Origin of the sequence: Burkholderia sp. BCC0044 (genome assembly GCF_902832955.1) — a bacterium.
In the GTDB taxonomy this organism is placed as follows: Bacteria; Pseudomonadota; Gammaproteobacteria; order Burkholderiales; family Burkholderiaceae; genus Burkholderia.
Window position 1 is genome coordinate 255,189 of the sequence record NZ_CADFDO010000004.1, and the last position, 15,054, is coordinate 270,242.

12 protein-coding genes are annotated in these 15,054 nt (G+C 67.9%); 7 read left to right on the top strand and 5 right to left on the bottom strand.

What is annotated here, in order from left to right:
- Positions 1–86: 86 nt before the first annotated feature.
- The 3 genes from proP to HWX14_RS23995 form a co-directional block, all read right to left on the bottom strand.
- A complete protein-coding gene (gene proP / locus HWX14_RS23985; RefSeq protein ID WP_175884856.1) occupies positions 87–1,556 on the bottom strand; it encodes a glycine betaine/L-proline transporter ProP in 1,470 nt (489 codons plus the stop codon).
- 274 nt (positions 1,557–1,830) lie between these two features.
- Positions 1,831–2,859: a DNA topoisomerase IB gene (locus HWX14_RS23990; protein WP_175884857.1), complete on the bottom strand. Its 1,029-nt coding sequence runs from the start codon at positions 2,857–2,859 to the stop codon at positions 1,831–1,833.
- Positions 2,860–3,081: 222 nt separating this feature from the next.
- Positions 3,082–4,005, bottom strand: coding sequence for a LysR family transcriptional regulator (locus tag HWX14_RS23995; RefSeq protein ID WP_175884858.1), 924 nt, complete (start codon positions 4,003–4,005; stop codon positions 3,082–3,084).
- Between the two features lie 118 nt (positions 4,006–4,123).
- Here HWX14_RS23995 and HWX14_RS24000 point away from each other — a divergent pair, with 118 nt between their 5' ends.
- The 7 genes from HWX14_RS24000 to HWX14_RS24030 all read left to right on the top strand — a co-directional run bounded on the left by HWX14_RS24000 (position 4,124) and on the right by HWX14_RS24030 (position 10,879).
- The gene (locus HWX14_RS24000) at positions 4,124–4,729 is read left to right on the top strand and encodes an FMN-dependent NADH-azoreductase (RefSeq protein ID WP_175884859.1); all 606 of its coding nucleotides are present in this window, start codon (positions 4,124–4,126) and stop codon (positions 4,727–4,729) included.
- Between the two features lie 36 nt (positions 4,730–4,765).
- Complete coding sequence (locus tag HWX14_RS24005; RefSeq protein ID WP_175884860.1) at positions 4,766–5,617, top strand: pirin family protein; 852 nt, start codon at positions 4,766–4,768, stop codon at positions 5,615–5,617.
- A 278-nt stretch (positions 5,618–5,895) separates the two neighbouring features.
- Entirely contained in the window at positions 5,896–6,858 is a 963-nt protein-coding gene (locus tag HWX14_RS24010) for an ABC transporter substrate-binding protein (protein WP_011549177.1), read from the top strand.
- A 60-nt stretch (positions 6,859–6,918) separates the two neighbouring features.
- On the top strand, positions 6,919–8,433 hold the full coding sequence (locus HWX14_RS24015) for a sugar ABC transporter ATP-binding protein (RefSeq protein WP_175884861.1): 1,515 nt from the start codon (positions 6,919–6,921) through the stop codon (positions 8,431–8,433).
- Positions 8,430–9,473: an ABC transporter permease gene (locus HWX14_RS24020; RefSeq protein WP_175884862.1), complete on the top strand. Its 1,044-nt coding sequence runs from the start codon at positions 8,430–8,432 to the stop codon at positions 9,471–9,473. The genes HWX14_RS24015 and HWX14_RS24020 overlap by 4 nt, the downstream gene beginning before the upstream one ends.
- On the top strand, positions 9,470–10,558 hold the full coding sequence (gene yjfF / locus HWX14_RS24025; RefSeq protein WP_175884863.1) for a galactofuranose ABC transporter, permease protein YjfF: 1,089 nt from the start codon (positions 9,470–9,472) through the stop codon (positions 10,556–10,558). The genes HWX14_RS24020 and yjfF overlap by 4 nt, the downstream gene beginning before the upstream one ends.
- Before the next feature lie 15 nt (positions 10,559–10,573).
- Positions 10,574–10,879 (top strand): hypothetical protein, encoded by a 306-nt coding sequence (locus HWX14_RS24030; RefSeq protein WP_244130322.1) that lies wholly within the window; start codon positions 10,574–10,576, stop codon positions 10,877–10,879.
- 51 nt (positions 10,880–10,930) lie between these two features.
- Here HWX14_RS24030 and HWX14_RS24035 read toward each other — a convergent pair whose 3' ends face one another.
- Complete coding sequence (locus tag HWX14_RS24035; protein WP_175884864.1) at positions 10,931–13,282, bottom strand: sensor histidine kinase; 2,352 nt, start codon at positions 13,280–13,282, stop codon at positions 10,931–10,933.
- Positions 13,275–14,108 (bottom strand): response regulator, encoded by an 834-nt coding sequence (locus tag HWX14_RS24040; protein WP_175884865.1) that lies wholly within the window; start codon positions 14,106–14,108, stop codon positions 13,275–13,277. Before HWX14_RS24040 ends, HWX14_RS24035 begins: the two co-directional genes overlap by 8 nt.
- Positions 14,109–15,054 lie beyond the last annotated feature (946 nt).

Consider the following 15,054-nt stretch of genomic DNA (forward strand, 5'->3'; position numbering starts at 1 on the left):
GCGTCGCGGCTATTCCATTGCCCATGCGAACCGATCGCGCGAACGGCGACGCCCGCGCATGCCGCGCGGCGTCGCATCGACGTGGGTCATGCGCGTTCGCTGACCGGCGTGAACTTGCGGTCGCGCACACGCGCTTCGTCGGCGCCGCCGCGCACGAGGCTCAGCGCTTCCGCGCGGCTCGCGACGCACGGCCCCGAGCCGGGCAGCGGCTGGCGCGCGGTCTCGCGCAGCGCGAGCACCGACACGATGCCGATGAACGACGCGCCCATCAGGTAGTACGCGGGCATCATCAGGTCGCCGGTGCGATCGACCAGCCACGCGGTGACGAGCGGCGTCGTGCCGCCGAACAGCGACACCGACACGTTGAAACCGATCGCGAGCGCGCCGTAGCGGATCCGCGTCGGGAACAGCGCGGGCAGCGCCGACGGCATCACGCCGGTGAACGTCGACAGCAGGATGCCGTAGATCAGCATCCCGCCGAAGATCGGCAGCATGCCGCCGGTGCGGATCAGCATCAGCGCCGGCACCGACAGCGCGAGCAGGCCCACGCAGCCGGCCATCATCACCGGCTTGCGGCCGATCTTGTCCGACAGGTGCCCGGCGTACAGCGTCATCGGCATCATCAGCACCATCACGAGCAGCACCATGAAGAGCCCGTGCGATTCGCGCACGTGCAGCGTCGCCGACAGGTAGCTCGGCAGGTACGACAGCGCCATGTAGTCGGTCACGTTGAAGATCAGCACGAGGCCGACGCATTGCAGCAGCGGCTTCCACTGTTCGACGAGCAGCGCCGCGAAGCGCTGCTTCGGCCGCGCGCGTTCGTCCGCTTCGCGTGCTTCGGCTTCCTTTTTGAAGGCCGGCGTTTCCTCGAGCTTGAGCCGCACGTAGAGGCCGACGAGGCCGAGCGGGCCGGCGATGAAGAACGGCACGCGCCAGCCCCACGACAGCAGCGTTTCCTGCGACAGCGTGGCCGTCAACAGCGCGACCGTGGCCGCGCCGAGCGTGTAGCCGATCAGCGTGCCGAACTCGAGGAAGCTGCCCATGAAGCCGCGGCGCTTGTCGGTCGAGAACTCGGCGATGAAGGTGGCCGCGCCGCCGTATTCGCCGCCGGTCGAGAAGCCCTGCACGAGCCGCGCGACGAGCAACAGCACGGGCGCCATGATGCCGATCGACGCATAGCTCGGGATCAGGCCGATCGCGAAGGTGCCGACGGCCATCATGATCATCGTCGCGGCGAGCACGCGCTGGCGGCCGATGCGGTCGCCGAGCGGGCCGAACACCATGCCGCCGAGCGGGCGCACGAGGAACGCGGCCGCGAACGTGCCGAAGGTCGCGAGCAGCTGCGCGGACGGGCTGCTGGACGGGAAGAACACCTTGCCGAGCGTGACGGCGATATAGCTGTAGACGCCGAAGTCGAACCATTCCATCGCATTGCCGAACGCCATCGCGCCGACCGCGCGCTTGAGGACGGCCGGGTCGACGATCGTGATGTCGTCCAGCTTGACGGACTGGCGTGAAGACCGGGTTTTCGCGGGGCGCGCTTGCGACGGGCTCAATGCTCTCTCCTGGAATGGCCTTGGCGGCGCGGCCGGCGGGACTGCAGCGGGGCGTGCGGGCCGACGGACAGCGAAGGCGGATGTCTCGGGGATGCCTCGATGCCGGCGGCGTGACGCGCGCGGCGGACGACACCGGGCAGGTGTGTTGTGCGAACCAGTTTAGAGAAACGGGTGCGAGCGGCTATCGGTCATGCGCCCGGAAACCGGTGGTAAACGACACACGGGGGGAGTGGCGCCGGCTATGCATGGCCGGGCAGCGGCGCCGTGCGAGCGATCATTTCCCCCTGCGCCGGCTCGCGGATACCAGCAACGCGACGAACGCCGCTTCATCCGCGCGCAGGCCGCGCGGCGTACGCCGGACCGCGAGCGCGGCGAGCGTGCCCGCCTCGAATGCATCGAGCACGGTCGGATGGATGTAGCAGCGCCGGCACACGGCCGGCGTGTTGCGCAGCAGCTCCGCCACCGCGCGCACGGTCTCGACGATCTGCTTGCGCGCGTGCGTGACGCCGCGATGCTCGATGCGCCGCAGCAACCCGAGCGCGTGCACGCTGCCGGCCCAGGTCCGGTAATCCTTCGCGGTGAAATCGGCGCCGCCGGCCTCGCGCAGGTAGTCGTTCACGTCGGACGACCCGACCGGATGGCGTGCGCCGTCGTCGTCCACATACTGGAACAGCTCGTGACCGGGCAACTCCGCGCAGCGCCGGACGATCCGCGCGACCCGCGCGTCGTCGACGGTCACGTCGTGTTCGATCCCGCTCTTGCCGGCGAAGCGCAGCCGCACCTGGCCGGGCTGGATTTTCAAATGACGCTTGCGCAGCGTCGTCAGCCCGTACGAGCCGTTTTCGCGCGCATATTCCGCGTTGCCGATCCGCGCGAGCGTCGTGTCGAGCAACCGGACGATCGTCGCGACGACCTTGTCGCGCGGCATGCCCGGCAGCGCCAGATCGCGCGTGACGCGTGCGCGGATACGCGGCAGCGCCCGCGCGAACGCGGCCATCCGCGCGTACTTGTTCGCGTCCCGTGTCTCGCGCCACTGTGGGTGATAGCGATACTGCTTGCGGCCGCGCGCATCGCGGCCCGTCGCCTGCAAATGGCCGAGCGGGTCAGGACAGATCCACACGTCGGTGTAGGCAGGTGGAATCGCCAGCGCGTTGATGCGGGCGATTTCCGCGGCATCGCGAATCCGCGTGCCGTCCTGCGCGTAGTACGCGAAGCCGTTGCGCAAGCGGCGGCGCGTGTAGCCGGGGCGGCGGTCGTCGACGTGGCGCAGTGCGGCGGCCGTACTCGAAGCGGGCTGTTTCATGCGCTCATGTGCCGGCTGACGGCGATAGCGACGGTTGGCGCCGCGTGTTCATGCGCTGCGGTCATCTGCTTGCTCCCTTGTTCGTCGTTGTCCCGGACGGCGACCTGCAGCACGGCATGAGCGGTCGTTCCGGCACGGGAGCAAGAATCGTGCGCCGGCGTGCCATACGTAGACACCACGGCAAAGCACGGAAGAAATGCCGTTCGCCGCGACAATGAAACGTCATCGGTCGGCTTCGGGCGCCGGGCATGCCGGTATCCCTTGAGGGAGCTTTTCCAGCAGAAACTCGGCGACGGCCGTGACCGCGGGCGGCAGCGGCGGGCGGCTCGTATAGACGAGCTGCAGCCCGAGGTCCGGGCTCGAACGCCGGTAGGACGGCAGCACGCGCACCAGCTTGCCTTCGTCGATCGCCGCCGCGGCGAGCAGTTGCGGCACCAGCGCGATGCCGAGGCCGGCGAGGCAGGCCTGCATGACCACCCGCATGTCGTTGACCGAGAAACGGCTGACGATCGAGATCTCCTGCGTGCCGCGCGGCCCCTGCAGGCGCCACATGCTGCGCCCCTGGCGGCTCGACACCGTCAGGCAATCGTGGTCGGCCAGCTCGCGCGGCGTGCGCGGCGCGCCGCGTCGCTCCAGATAAGCGGGACTGGCGGCGAGAATCATCGTGCCCGGTGCGATTCGGCGCACGCGGAAGCTCCCGCCGGTCTCGATGCCGATGCGCAGCGCGAGGTCGATGCGCTCGCCGATCAGGTCGGACGGCGTGTCGTCGAGCAGGAACTCGATGCTGATCTGCGGATAGCGCGTGTAGAACTCGGCCAGCCATTCCAGCTTGAGCAATTCGAACAGGCCGGCCATGGCCGCGACGCGCACGGTCCCGGACGGTTCCTGCCCGTCCGCATGCTGCCGCTCGATCTCGAAGATGCGGTCGAGCGCGGGCGCGTAGCGCTCGAACAGCGCCTGGCCTTCGGTGCTCGGCGCGAGCTTGCGGGTCGAGCGATGCAGCAGGCGCGTGCCGATGTGCCCTTCGAGCTGGTCGATGCGCCGGCTCAGCGTATTGGCCGGCATGCGCAGGCGTCGTGCGGCCTCCGAAAAGCTGCCGGCGCGGACGACCTGGACGAACAGCGCGAGATCATTCAGATCGAGCATTGGATTACTCCAAAAATGGATCAATCAAATCCTGTTTATCCATCTAGTGTAAATCCGAATCGATCTCCATACTGGTCTCACGCTACCGACGGATACACCCGTCTCAAGGAGAATCTGCATGAAACTGCTGCACATCGATTCGAGCATCCTCGGCCAAGGCTCGGTCAGCCGCGAACTGTCGGCGGAGATCGTCGCGAACTTCCGCGCCCGCGATCCCGGCCTCACGGTGACGCGCCTCGACCTCGCCGCGACGCCGATCGGCCATCTGACGGCCGGCCACCTCGCCGCCGCGCAGGGCGCGCCGGTCGACGACGCGCTGAAGGCGGACGTCGAGACCGGCCAGCGCGCGCTCGACGCGTTCCTCGCGGCCGACATCGTCGTCATTGGCGCGCCGATGTACAACTTCGGCATCGCGTCGCAACTGAAGGCGTGGATCGACCGCATTTCGGTGGCCGGCAAGACATTCCGCTACGACGAAAACGGGCCGGTCGGCCTGTGCGGCGGCAAGAAGCTGGTCGTCGCGTCGTCGCGCGGCGGCGTGTACAGCGCGGGGTCGCCGGTCGCGTCGTTCGATCATCAGGAAACCTATCTGAGAGACGCGTTCGGCTTTCTCGGCATCACGGACATCACGTTCATTCGTGCGGAAGGCGTCGCGATGGGGCCGGACAAGCGCAGCGACGCCATTGCGTCGGCGAAGGAAGCGGTAGCGGCACTCGCGGCCTGACGCCACGGGCCCGATAGCAGCCACAGGAGAACCCGCATGTCGAATGTCATCGAACCCGTCCGGCACGCCACCGTCGCCGGCCGTCATGTCGTGTTCCGCACGCGCGGCCACGCGCACGGGCCGGTCGTCAGGATGGTCAGCCCGTCCGACGTCGGCGAGTTGATCAAGCCGTTCGTATTCCTGGACCTGATCGATACGCGGGCGCTGACCGGGCGGCCGGCCTTCGGCTGGCATCCGCATTCGGGCATCGCCACGCTGACGCTCATGATCGACGGGCACGGCACCTATGTGGAATCGACGGGCCACGAAGGCCCGATGGGGGCCGGCGACATCGAATGGATGAGCGCGGGGCGCGGCGTCTGGCATACGGGTTCCGTGGTGCCGCCGGTCAAGGCGTTCCAGCTGTGGGTGGCGTTGCCGCCGGGGCGCGAGCTGGCGCCGGCGTTCAGTCAGCACCTGTCGATCGACGACATCCCGACGGACGGGCCGGCCCGCGTGCTGCTCGGCCGCCACGGCGACGCGGTCAGCCCGGTCGATGCGCCGCCGGGCATCAACTACGTCGTCGTGCAACTGAAGGCTGGCGAGCGCTGGACCTGCCGGCCGCCGCAGGGCTACGCGGTCGGCTGGACCGCCGTGATGGACGGCAGCGTGCGTACGCCGGAACCGGTCGGCCAGGGTGAGCTGGTCGTGTTCGACGCATCCGACGCGCCGATCGAATTCGAGGCCGTGACCGACGCGCGCTTCGTGGTCGGCACCGCGATCCCGCATCCGCACGATCTTCATCTGGGCGCCTACTCGGTGCATACGAGCGCCGCCGCGCTGGTGGAAGGCGAGCGCGAAATCGTGCGCATCGGCCACGAACTGCGCGCCAAGGGTGTGATGCGCTGATTCTGCCGTCCGTCGATATCCGTCCCCGTTCAACGCAGCCGGCCCGATCGGCTGTCGCACCTAAGCCGTTCCGCGCTTAGGTGTTTATACGTATGCCGATTCCGGCATCGCCTCAATCCAATATTTCATTGGAAGGTTATCGGACTTGTTCCTAGACTGATGCGGGGCATGTATACCGCGCCGGCCGCCCAGGCCGGCCGGCGCAGCCCGATCCGCGCCAGCGCCAAGCAGAAACACAACAGCGCCGCGGCACACAACGACATCATCGGAGACGGACCATGACATTCATCAGGAAGCTGGCGGCCGGCGCGATCGTCGCCGCGGCGACGGTGCTGGCAGGCGGCGCGCACGCGCAGCAAAAGCCGATCACGCTCGGGTTCTCGCAGGTCGGCGCGGAAAGCGCTTGGCGCACCGCGAACACCGTATCGGTGAAGGGCGCGGCGAAGGACGCCGGCATCAACCTGAAATTCTCGGACGCGCAGCAGAAGCAGGAGAACCAGATCCGCGCGATCCGCTCGTTCATCGCGCAGAAGGTCGACGTGATCGCGTTCTCGCCGGTCGTCGAATCGGGCTGGGAGCCGGTGCTGACCGAAGCGAAGGCCGCGCATATCCCGGTGATCCTGACCGACCGCGGCGTCGACGTGAAGGACCCGTCGCTGTACGTGACGATGATCGGCTCCGACTTCCTCGAGGAAGGGCGGCGCGCGGGCCACTGGCTCGAAGAGCGCTACAAGAACGACGCGGGCCCGATCAATATCGTCGAATTGCAGGGCACGGTCGGCTCCGCGCCGGCCAACGACCGCCGCGCGGGCCTGCTCGAAGTGATCAAGAACAATCCGAAATTCAAGGTGATCGCGTCGCAGAGCGGCGACTTCACGCTCGCCGGCGGCAAGCAGGTGATGGAAGCGTTCGCGAAGACCTACGGCAAGCAGATCAACGTCGTCTACGCGCACAACGACGACATGGCGCTCGGCGCGATCCAGGCGATGGAAGAGGCCGGCATCAAGCCCGGCAAGGACGTCAGCGTCGTGTCGTTCGACGCGACCAAGGGCGGCTTCCAGGCGATGGTCGCGGGCAAGATCAACGTCGACGTCGAATGCAGCCCGCTGCTCGGGCCGCAGCTGATGAGCGCGGTGAAGGACGTGGTCGCCGGCAAGCAGTTGCCCAAGCGCATCGTGACCAACGAGACGGTGTTCCCGATGAACGTCGCGGCGCAGGTCCTGCCGACCCGCAAGTACTGACCTGTCCGCCCGGGCGGCGGCCTCGCGGCCACCGTCCGGCGGCGTTTCGAGGGAGGCTGCATGCAGAGTCCGCCGGTGGTCGAGATGATCGGCATCGACAAGTCGTTTCCGGGCGTCAGCGCGCTGCAGCGCGTGGACTTCCGGTTGTTTCCGGGCGAGATCCACGCGCTGATGGGCCAGAACGGCGCGGGCAAGTCGACGCTGATCAACGTGCTCACCGGCGTGCATGCGCACGATGCGGGCGAGATTCGCGTCGGCGGCGCGCCGGTGAATTTCGCCGCGCCGCGCGAGGCCGAGGCGGCCGGGATCCAGACGCTCTACCAGGAAGTGAACCTGTGCGCGAACCTGTCGGTCGCGGAGAACATCTTCGCGGGCCGGCAGCCGATGCGGCGCGGCGCGATCGACTGGAACACGATTCATGCACGCTCGCGCGACGCGCTCGCCGAACTCGACCTGGCGCTAGACGTCACGCGTTCGCTCGATTCGTATCCGATCGCGGTGCAGCAGATGGTCGCGATCGCGCGTGCGGTGTCGGTCGACGCGCGCGTGCTGATTCTCGACGAACCGACGTCGAGCCTCGACGACGGCGAAGTCGCGCGGCTGTTCGAGGTGCTGCGGCGGCTGAAGGCGTCGGGCATCGCGATCCTGTTCGTCACGCATTTTCTCGAGCAGACCTATGCGGTGTCCGACCGGATCACCGTGATGCGCAACGGCGAGCGCGAGGGCGAGTACCTCGCCCGCGATCTGCCGGTCGACGTGCTGGTCGCGAAGATGACCGGCCGCGAGCGCATGTCCGACACGCTGCAGGCCGGCGCCGCCGCGGTCGAGCGTACCGCCGCGGCCGATGCGCCGTTCCTGTCGATGCAGCAGGTCGGCCGGCGCGGGATGATGAGCGCGCTCGATCTCGACGTGCGCCCCGGCGAGATCGTCGGGCTGGCCGGGCTGCTCGGCTCGGGCCGCACCGAAACCGCGCAACTGGCGTTCGCCGCGGCGCGCCCGGATACCGGCGCGATCGAGATCGACGGCGCGCGCAAGCGGCTCGCGTCGCCGCACGACGCGGTGCGCAACGGCATCGCGTACTGCCCGGAAGACCGCAAGAAGGAGGGCATCGTCGCCGCGCTGTCGATTCGCGAGAACATCGTGCTCGCGCTGCAGGCGCGGCGCGGCTGGTGGCGGCTGATCGGGCGGGCGCGCCAGCGCGAGATCGCCGATACGTACATTTCCCGGCTCGGCATCAAGGCGCGCGACGCGGAGCAGCCGATCGGGCTGCTGTCGGGCGGCAACCAGCAGAAGGTGCTGCTCGCGCGCTGGCTCGCGACGGACCCGAAGCTGCTGATCCTCGACGAGCCGACGCGCGGTATCGACGTCGCCGCGAAGTTCGACATCATGGAGCGCGTGCTCGCGCTGTGCGCGCAGGGGCTCGCGATCCTGTTCATCTCGTCGGAGATCAGCGAGGTCGTGCGCGTGAGCCACCGGATCGCGGTGCTGCGCGACCGCCGCAAGGTCGCGGAGCTGAGCGGCGCCGATGCGTCCGAGGAGCAGGTTTACCGGTTGATCGCGGGAGGCCAGTCATGACGGGGTTGCGCACGCTGTTTCGTCATTCGCTCGCGTGGCCGGTGCTGACGCTCGCGCTGCTGTTCGCGCTGGACGTCGCGCATCGTCCCGGCTTCCTGTCGATCGCGCTGCTCGACGGCCACCTGTTCGGCGCGCCGATCGACATCCTGAATCGCGCGGCGCCGCTCGTGATCGTGTCGCTCGGGATGACGCTCGTGATCGCGACGCGCGGGATCGACATCTCGGTCGGCGCGATCGTCGCGATCGCCGGCGCGGCGGCCGCGACCGTGCTCGAGGCGGACCCGTCGCAAGTCGGCACGGCGCTGGCCGCCGCGCTCGGCGTCGGGCTGCTGGCCGGCGCGTGGAACGGGCTGCTCGTCGCCTTCGTCGGGATGCAGCCGATCATCGCGACGCTGATCCTGATGGTGGCCGGCCGCGGCGTCGCGCAACTGCTGACGGGCGGCCAGATCATCCCGATCGGCGCGCCCGGCTACCTCGCGCTCGGCGGCGGCTATCTGGCGACCGTGCCGTGCGCGGTGTGGATCGCGCTCGCGACGATCGGCGCGACCGCGCTGCTGGTGAACCGCACGGCGCTCGGCTTGTTCATTCGCGCGATCGGCGTGAACCCGGTCGCGACGCGGCTCGTCGGGCTGCGCTCGGGCGCGATCGTGTTCGGCGTGTATCTGTGCTCGGGCGTGATGTCGGCGCTCGCGGGCATCCTCGCGAGCTCGAACGTGCGCAGCGCCGACGGCAACAACGCGGGGCTGCTGCTCGAACTCGACGCGATCCTCGCGGTCACGCTCGGCGGCACGTCGCTGCTCGGCGGCCGCTTCAGCCTCGCGGGCTCGGTGCTCGGCGCGCTGATCATCCAGACGCTCACCTACACGACCTATTCGATCGGCGTGCCGCCGGAGGCGACGCTCGTCGTCAAGGCGGTCGTCGTGATCGTCGTGACGCTGATCCAGTCGGACGCGGCGCGTGCGCTGCTCGTGCGGCACGTATCGCGACTGCTGCCCTCCGCGCGATCGCGCGCCACCACCACCGGAGCGACGCCGCGATGAACCGTTTCCTTGGCCGCCTCGCCGATCCGCGCACGCTGCCGATCGTCGTGACGATCGTGCTGTTCGCCGCGCTGTTCGGCTTCGGGTCCGTGATGTACACGGGCTTTTTCTCGATGCAGGTGCTGACCGGGCTGCTCGTCGACAACGCGTTCCTGCTGATCGTCGCGATCGGGATGACGTTCGTGATCGTGTCGGGCGGAATCGACCTGTCGGTCGGCTCGGTCGTTGCGCTGACAACGATCTTCTGCGCGGTCGGCGCCGAACGGCTGCACTGGCCCGTGTGGGTGATCGTGCCGCTGGTGCTCGCGTTCGGCGCGCTGTACGGCGCGGCGATGGGCGCGCTGATCCACTATTTCAGGTTGCAGCCGTTCATCGTCACGCTCGCCGGGATGTTTCTCGCGCGCGGCGCATGCTTCCTGATCACGACGCAGTCGATCACGATCAACACGGCGGCGTTCCATGCGATCGCGGGCATCAGCGTGCCGGTCGGCGGCGGCACGCTGAGCGCCGGTGCGCTGATCGCGCTCGCGACGCTGGCCGTCGCGATCTACGTCGCGCATTTCACGCGCTTCGGCCGCAACGTGTATGCGGTCGGCGGCAACGAACGCTCGGCGCTGCTGATGGGCTTGCCGGTCGCGCGCACGAAGATCGGCGTCTACGCGCTGAGCGGCTTCTGTTCGGCGCTCGGCGGCGTGGTGTTCACGCTGTACGTGCTGTCCGGCTACGGGCTGCAGGCGCAGGGGATGGAACTCGACGCGATCGCCGCGACCGTGATCGGCGGCACGCTGCTGACGGGCGGCGTGGGCTACGTGATCGGTTCGGTGTTCGGCGTCGGCATTCTCGGCACGATCCAGGTGCTGATCACGTTCGACGGCACGCTGAGTTCATGGTGGACGCGGATCGTGATCGGCGCGCTGCTGTGCGTGTTCTGCGTGCTGCAGCGGGTCATCGAGCGGCACGCGACGCGGCGCCGCACCGGCGGCACGGGGCTCGGCGCGCAGCGGCCGACGCAGGCTGCGGCCCCCGCGCGGCCCGCGCCGCCCGAAGAGGACATCGGGCTGGTATCGACGATGCGGCGGTCGTAGTGCGACCGTCCACCCTTGCGCGAGGAGAACACGATGAAGCGCGATGATCTGACGATGGGCGTGGCCGATGCGCGGGCCGTCGAGCATGGCCGTCGGCCGCTGCTCGATCTGGGCGACGCACGCGACTGCCGGATCGTGGCCGATGCGCTGCGGGTGCTGCTGCGCGAACGCTCGGAAGCGCTGGCGTTCGCGATGCGCGTGGCCGACGAGCATGGCCGCCCGCGCCCGGATGCCGGCGAATTCGGCTTGACCGACATCATTCGGCTGGCCCGCGTGGTCGAGCGGGCCGATCGGCGGCGCGAGGGAACCGCGGTGGAATGACGCGCGCGGCCGCATGCCGGCCGCATGCCGACTGCGTGCGGGGACGCGCCGTCAGGCCGGCCCGGCCGCGTCCGTCTCGGTGTCGAACGGCGTATCCGCGACGCGCGTGCGTTTCAGCGAGCCGGCGAGTTTTTCGATCGCGTGCAGGTCCAGCACGTCGAGGTGCTCGCGCATTTCCTGCACGAACGGCGCATGGTCCGGCTCGTCCACATACTGGCCGAGCCATTCCTCGATATCGGTGAGCCGGCCTTCGCCGGCGAGCGCGATCAGCTCGGCGAGCGCGTCGGCGGGCGGGCAGCGCATCGCGGGCGCTGCGCTGGCCGGCTTCGCCTCGTCGGCGGGATCGAACCGCCTGACGAGCCCCGACGCCGGCGCGAGCGCATGGCCGAGGGCCGGCGCGACGATCGCGAACGAGAACGTCGTGCCGACGCCCGGCTGGCTCGCGACGGCCAGCTCGCCGCCCATCGCGGCGACGATGCGCTGCGCGATGAACAGCCCGAGCCCGGTGCCGCCGTTGACGGCCTGCACTTGCTGATACGCGCGGAAGATGTCGGTGGTCGCGGTGATGTCGATGCCGATGCCGGTATCGGCGACCTCGAACAGCAGGCGCCATGCGTCGCCCTCGCGCGACGCATGAACGGATAGCGTGACCGTGCCGTCGCGCGTGAATTTCGATGCGTTGGACAGCAGGTTCAGCAGCACCTGTTGCAGCCGGATGCCGTCGATCAGCACCGTGCGCGGCAGCGCCGTGACCGGCTGGTAGACGAACCGGTTGTCCTGCTGCGCGCACAGCGCGATCGCGTAGTGGCCGATGTCGTCCAGCAGCCCGGGCAGGTCGGTGCGGTCGGGCGCGACGGCGAGCGGCTGGAGTTCGGCCTTCGTGAACGCGAGCAATTCGTCGATCAGCGCGAGCTGGTAGCGGATGCTGCGGTCGATCGACCGGATCAGCCGCACCTGGCTGCGCGTCGCGCCTTGCAGCAGCAGCTTCGCATAGCCGTTGATGGTCGACAGCGGCGCGCGCAGGTCGTGGCTGACGTAGCCGAGCGTCTCGATCTTCTGCTGCATGTGCGTCTTCGACTGCTGCAACGCGTCGTTGAGCGCCACGGTGCGCCGCGCGACCTCGTCGCGCAGCCGATCCTGCTCGGTGAGCTGCCAGTGTTCGAGCCGCTTGCGTGCCTCGGTGCGCTGCCGGCCCACGTGATGAATCCACGCGGCCAGCACCAGCAGGTGCGTCGCGAGCCCGATGATCGCGATGACGGGATTCGGAAAGACGTCGGAGCGGATCCACGACAGCACGGACGGCAATGCATCGCGGCCGTCGAGCATGCGGATCAGCATGTTGAACGTCGCGAACGCGACCGCGATCAGCATCACGCGGGCCGTCGGCGTGCGCCGGATCACGAGCATCAGCGCGAGGCTGATGTTGACGATCGCGAGCACGGTGTTCAGCCACAGGCAGAACCACGCGAAGGTCGCCAGATCGCCGAACGCCGCGCCGGTTATCCCCGCGCATTCGAGCGCGAGAAACACCACGTACACCGCGCGCATCGGGATGTTCGCTTTCTCGCGATGCGCGACCATCAGGAGGAAGACGATGAAGCACGCGATCGACAGGTACGCGAAGATCGTTTCGGCGCGCGTCGACCACTCGCGCGCGCCGGCCGACAGCAGCATCGCGAGATAGCCGCGGTACGCCGCTTCGAACAGCGCGGTGTTCAGGGTCAGCGCGGCCAGCACGTGGAACACGCCGCTGCGCGAGAAAAAGCCGATCAGCAGCGCACACCAGACGAGCGCGAGCAGCCCGCCGAAGAACCCGAAGTTCCACATCGATGCGTGCAATTCCTGCGCGATCCACCCGTCGCGGGTGAATGCGACCGGCGCAAGGCGCATCTCCTTGCGCGACGTGATGCGGATCAGCACCGGCAACTGTTCGCCCGCGCGCAGCGTGACGTCGAGGGTCGGGTAGCGCGACGGCGCATCGAGCGCGTCGCCGCGATCGGTCGGGAAGCTGCGCTCGAGCATCCATCGGCCGTGCCGGTCGACATAGAAATCGGCCCGGTCGACGCGCGCGTCGCGAATCGCGAGCACCAGCGGGCGCGTGTCGCTGTCGCGATTGACGAGCGTCGCGCGGACCCACCACGCGGAGCGCGAAAACGACACGTTGAACGCGGGCGGGGTTGCGGTGGCCGCGTGGCGGGCCGGGTCGGCGAGCCGGGCGGCGACCTCATCGACGGACAGCGTCGTGCCGGCGTCCTCGAAAACCGCGACGGCTTCGAGTTGCGCGGGATTCGGCGCCGTGGCGGCACGAGCCGTCGCGCACGTGACGGTCAGCGCCGCCAGCAGCACGAGCAACGCGCGAAACGCGCGACATCCCGCTGCCCATGCCGCGTAGTGCCTACGCATCGCCGTGGTGCCCCCCCGGTGCGGCCGGCGCGTCGACCGCGTGGCGCTGGCGCCGCCAGTCGGACGGTGTGATGCCGAAGCGTTCGCGGAACGCCGTCGCGAAATTGCCGGGTGTGGAGAAGCCGATTTCCTCGGCGATGTCGCCGATTCCCATCGACGTTTCCGACAGGAAGTGCATCGCGGCGCGCAGCCGCGTGTCGCGCAGGTACTCGAAGACGGTCTGGCCGAGATGATCGCGGAACGCGCGCGACAGCCGCTTTTCGTGCGTGCCGACCTGCTTCGCGAGATCCTCGAGAGCCGGCGGATGGCGCAGGTCGCGCAGCAGCACGTCGCTCGCCGCGCGCACGAGCGACGCATCGCGGTTGTCGGGCAATTCGGGCAGGTGCGCGAACGGCTGGCTGCGCCGCACGCGCTTCAGGTGATTGCGGATGCGCGCGATGACTTCCGCCGGTTCGAACGGCTTGACGATGTAGTCGATCGCACCCGTTTCGAGCCCCGCGATCCGGTCGTCGAGATCGCCCGCGGCCGTCAGGATGATCACCGGAATGGATTGCGTCGACGGCGTCGACGCGAGCAGCCGGCTCGCGGCGAAACCGTCCATGCGCGGCATGCGGACGTCCATCAGGATCAGGTCGGGCGCGATCGCCTGCGCCCGGTGATAGGCCTGCAGCCCGTCGAACGCGACGCTGATCCGGCACTGCGCGGTGCGCAGGATTTCGGTCAGGAGCCGCAGGTCGTTCGGGCGGTCGTCGACGATCAGGATGTGGGCGCCGGCGAGATCCGGCGTGGTGCGTGGCGACGCCGAACTGGACAAGCGGGATGACATGGTTGCGAACGCGTTGGAAGGGAGTGGCCTGTCGGGTCGGGGGCATCGCAATCTGTACGATTGTTGCAAAAAATTATATGCCGACAACAGCGTCGGTTGCGAGGATTCCGTGCGGCGCGTGTGGGCTTGTTGCAGCGGCATCGCGGGGGCGCGGCGGTGCTATCCGCGCTTCGGAAAAATGTTTCGGAAAAATATGCCGAACCTATTTCTGAAATCCCGGTCTTTATTTCCGATTAAATGATTTCAAGAATGGAAATGGCCCGGATTCGGAATTCATCGTCGCGGTGTCGAAATTCGATGGCGACGGCGTAAATCGAATTCGCTGATTCCTTGTCGGTCGATTGAATTTCGGTTGAATCGCGTTTGCTATTCATCTTTCTGAAAAATCGAATTCCCTGCAGATGTGTATGAATGTAAATGCCGTCCGCTCCGGAAAAGGATTTTTCCGCTTCAGAAAAGGTTTGTTTGGACGAATGTCGGCACACTAATCCCAGCGCGGCTGGAATCGGTTCTTCGAATGCGTCCGGCCGCCATGAAAATTGCTGCCGCCATCGCTTCCTGGGTAGCCAATATTCAATGTCACATTGAGCACTGGCATTCCCGGATGATGAGATCTCGGTTACAAAAGAATAACGGGCACGAGGGTAATGAAAACGTCATAATTCGCGAAATTTCCGATATACAAGATGAATCGCGGAATGACGGGATGGGTCTGGGTGTGAGGCATCGGGCGAGAAGAAATCGTCGGGCAAATTCGATCGATTAATTCGATGCCGGGGTCGTTCGGTGAGTGGCCGGTTCTTTTCCGGAAATCCGGAAGAGCCGGACGACTGCCGGGCGGAAAAGGGGTGAGTGACTTCGCGTGGGCTGCCGGGCGGGTTGATCGATCCGGAAGCCGCGCGCGGTGCTCTATCGAATCAGGCGGATACGAAAAATATGAACACGA

Bases quoted from the DNA above. Each gene is read 5' to 3' on its own strand.
- HWX14_RS23990 (WP_175884857.1), bottom strand. From the start codon at position 2,859: ATGAAACAGCCCGCTTCGAGTACGGCCGCCGCACTGCGCCACGTCGAC.
- HWX14_RS23995 (WP_175884858.1), bottom strand. From the start codon at position 4,005: ATGCTCGATCTGAATGATCTCGCGCTGTTCGTCCAGGTCGTCCGCGCC.
- HWX14_RS24000 (WP_175884859.1), top strand. From the start codon at position 4,124: ATGAAACTGCTGCACATCGATTCGAGCATCCTCGGCCAAGGCTCGGTC.
- HWX14_RS24005 (WP_175884860.1), top strand. From the start codon at position 4,766: ATGTCGAATGTCATCGAACCCGTCCGGCACGCCACCGTCGCCGGCCGT.
- HWX14_RS24010 (WP_011549177.1), top strand. From the start codon at position 5,896: ATGACATTCATCAGGAAGCTGGCGGCCGGCGCGATCGTCGCCGCGGCG.
- HWX14_RS24015 (WP_175884861.1), top strand. From the start codon at position 6,919: ATGCAGAGTCCGCCGGTGGTCGAGATGATCGGCATCGACAAGTCGTTT.
- HWX14_RS24020 (WP_175884862.1), top strand. From the start codon at position 8,430: ATGACGGGGTTGCGCACGCTGTTTCGTCATTCGCTCGCGTGGCCGGTG.
- yjfF (WP_175884863.1), top strand. From the start codon at position 9,470: ATGAACCGTTTCCTTGGCCGCCTCGCCGATCCGCGCACGCTGCCGATC.
- HWX14_RS24035 (WP_175884864.1), bottom strand. From the start codon at position 13,282: ATGCGTAGGCACTACGCGGCATGGGCAGCGGGATGTCGCGCGTTTCGC.
- HWX14_RS24040 (WP_175884865.1), bottom strand. From the start codon at position 14,108: ATGTCATCCCGCTTGTCCAGTTCGGCGTCGCCACGCACCACGCCGGAT.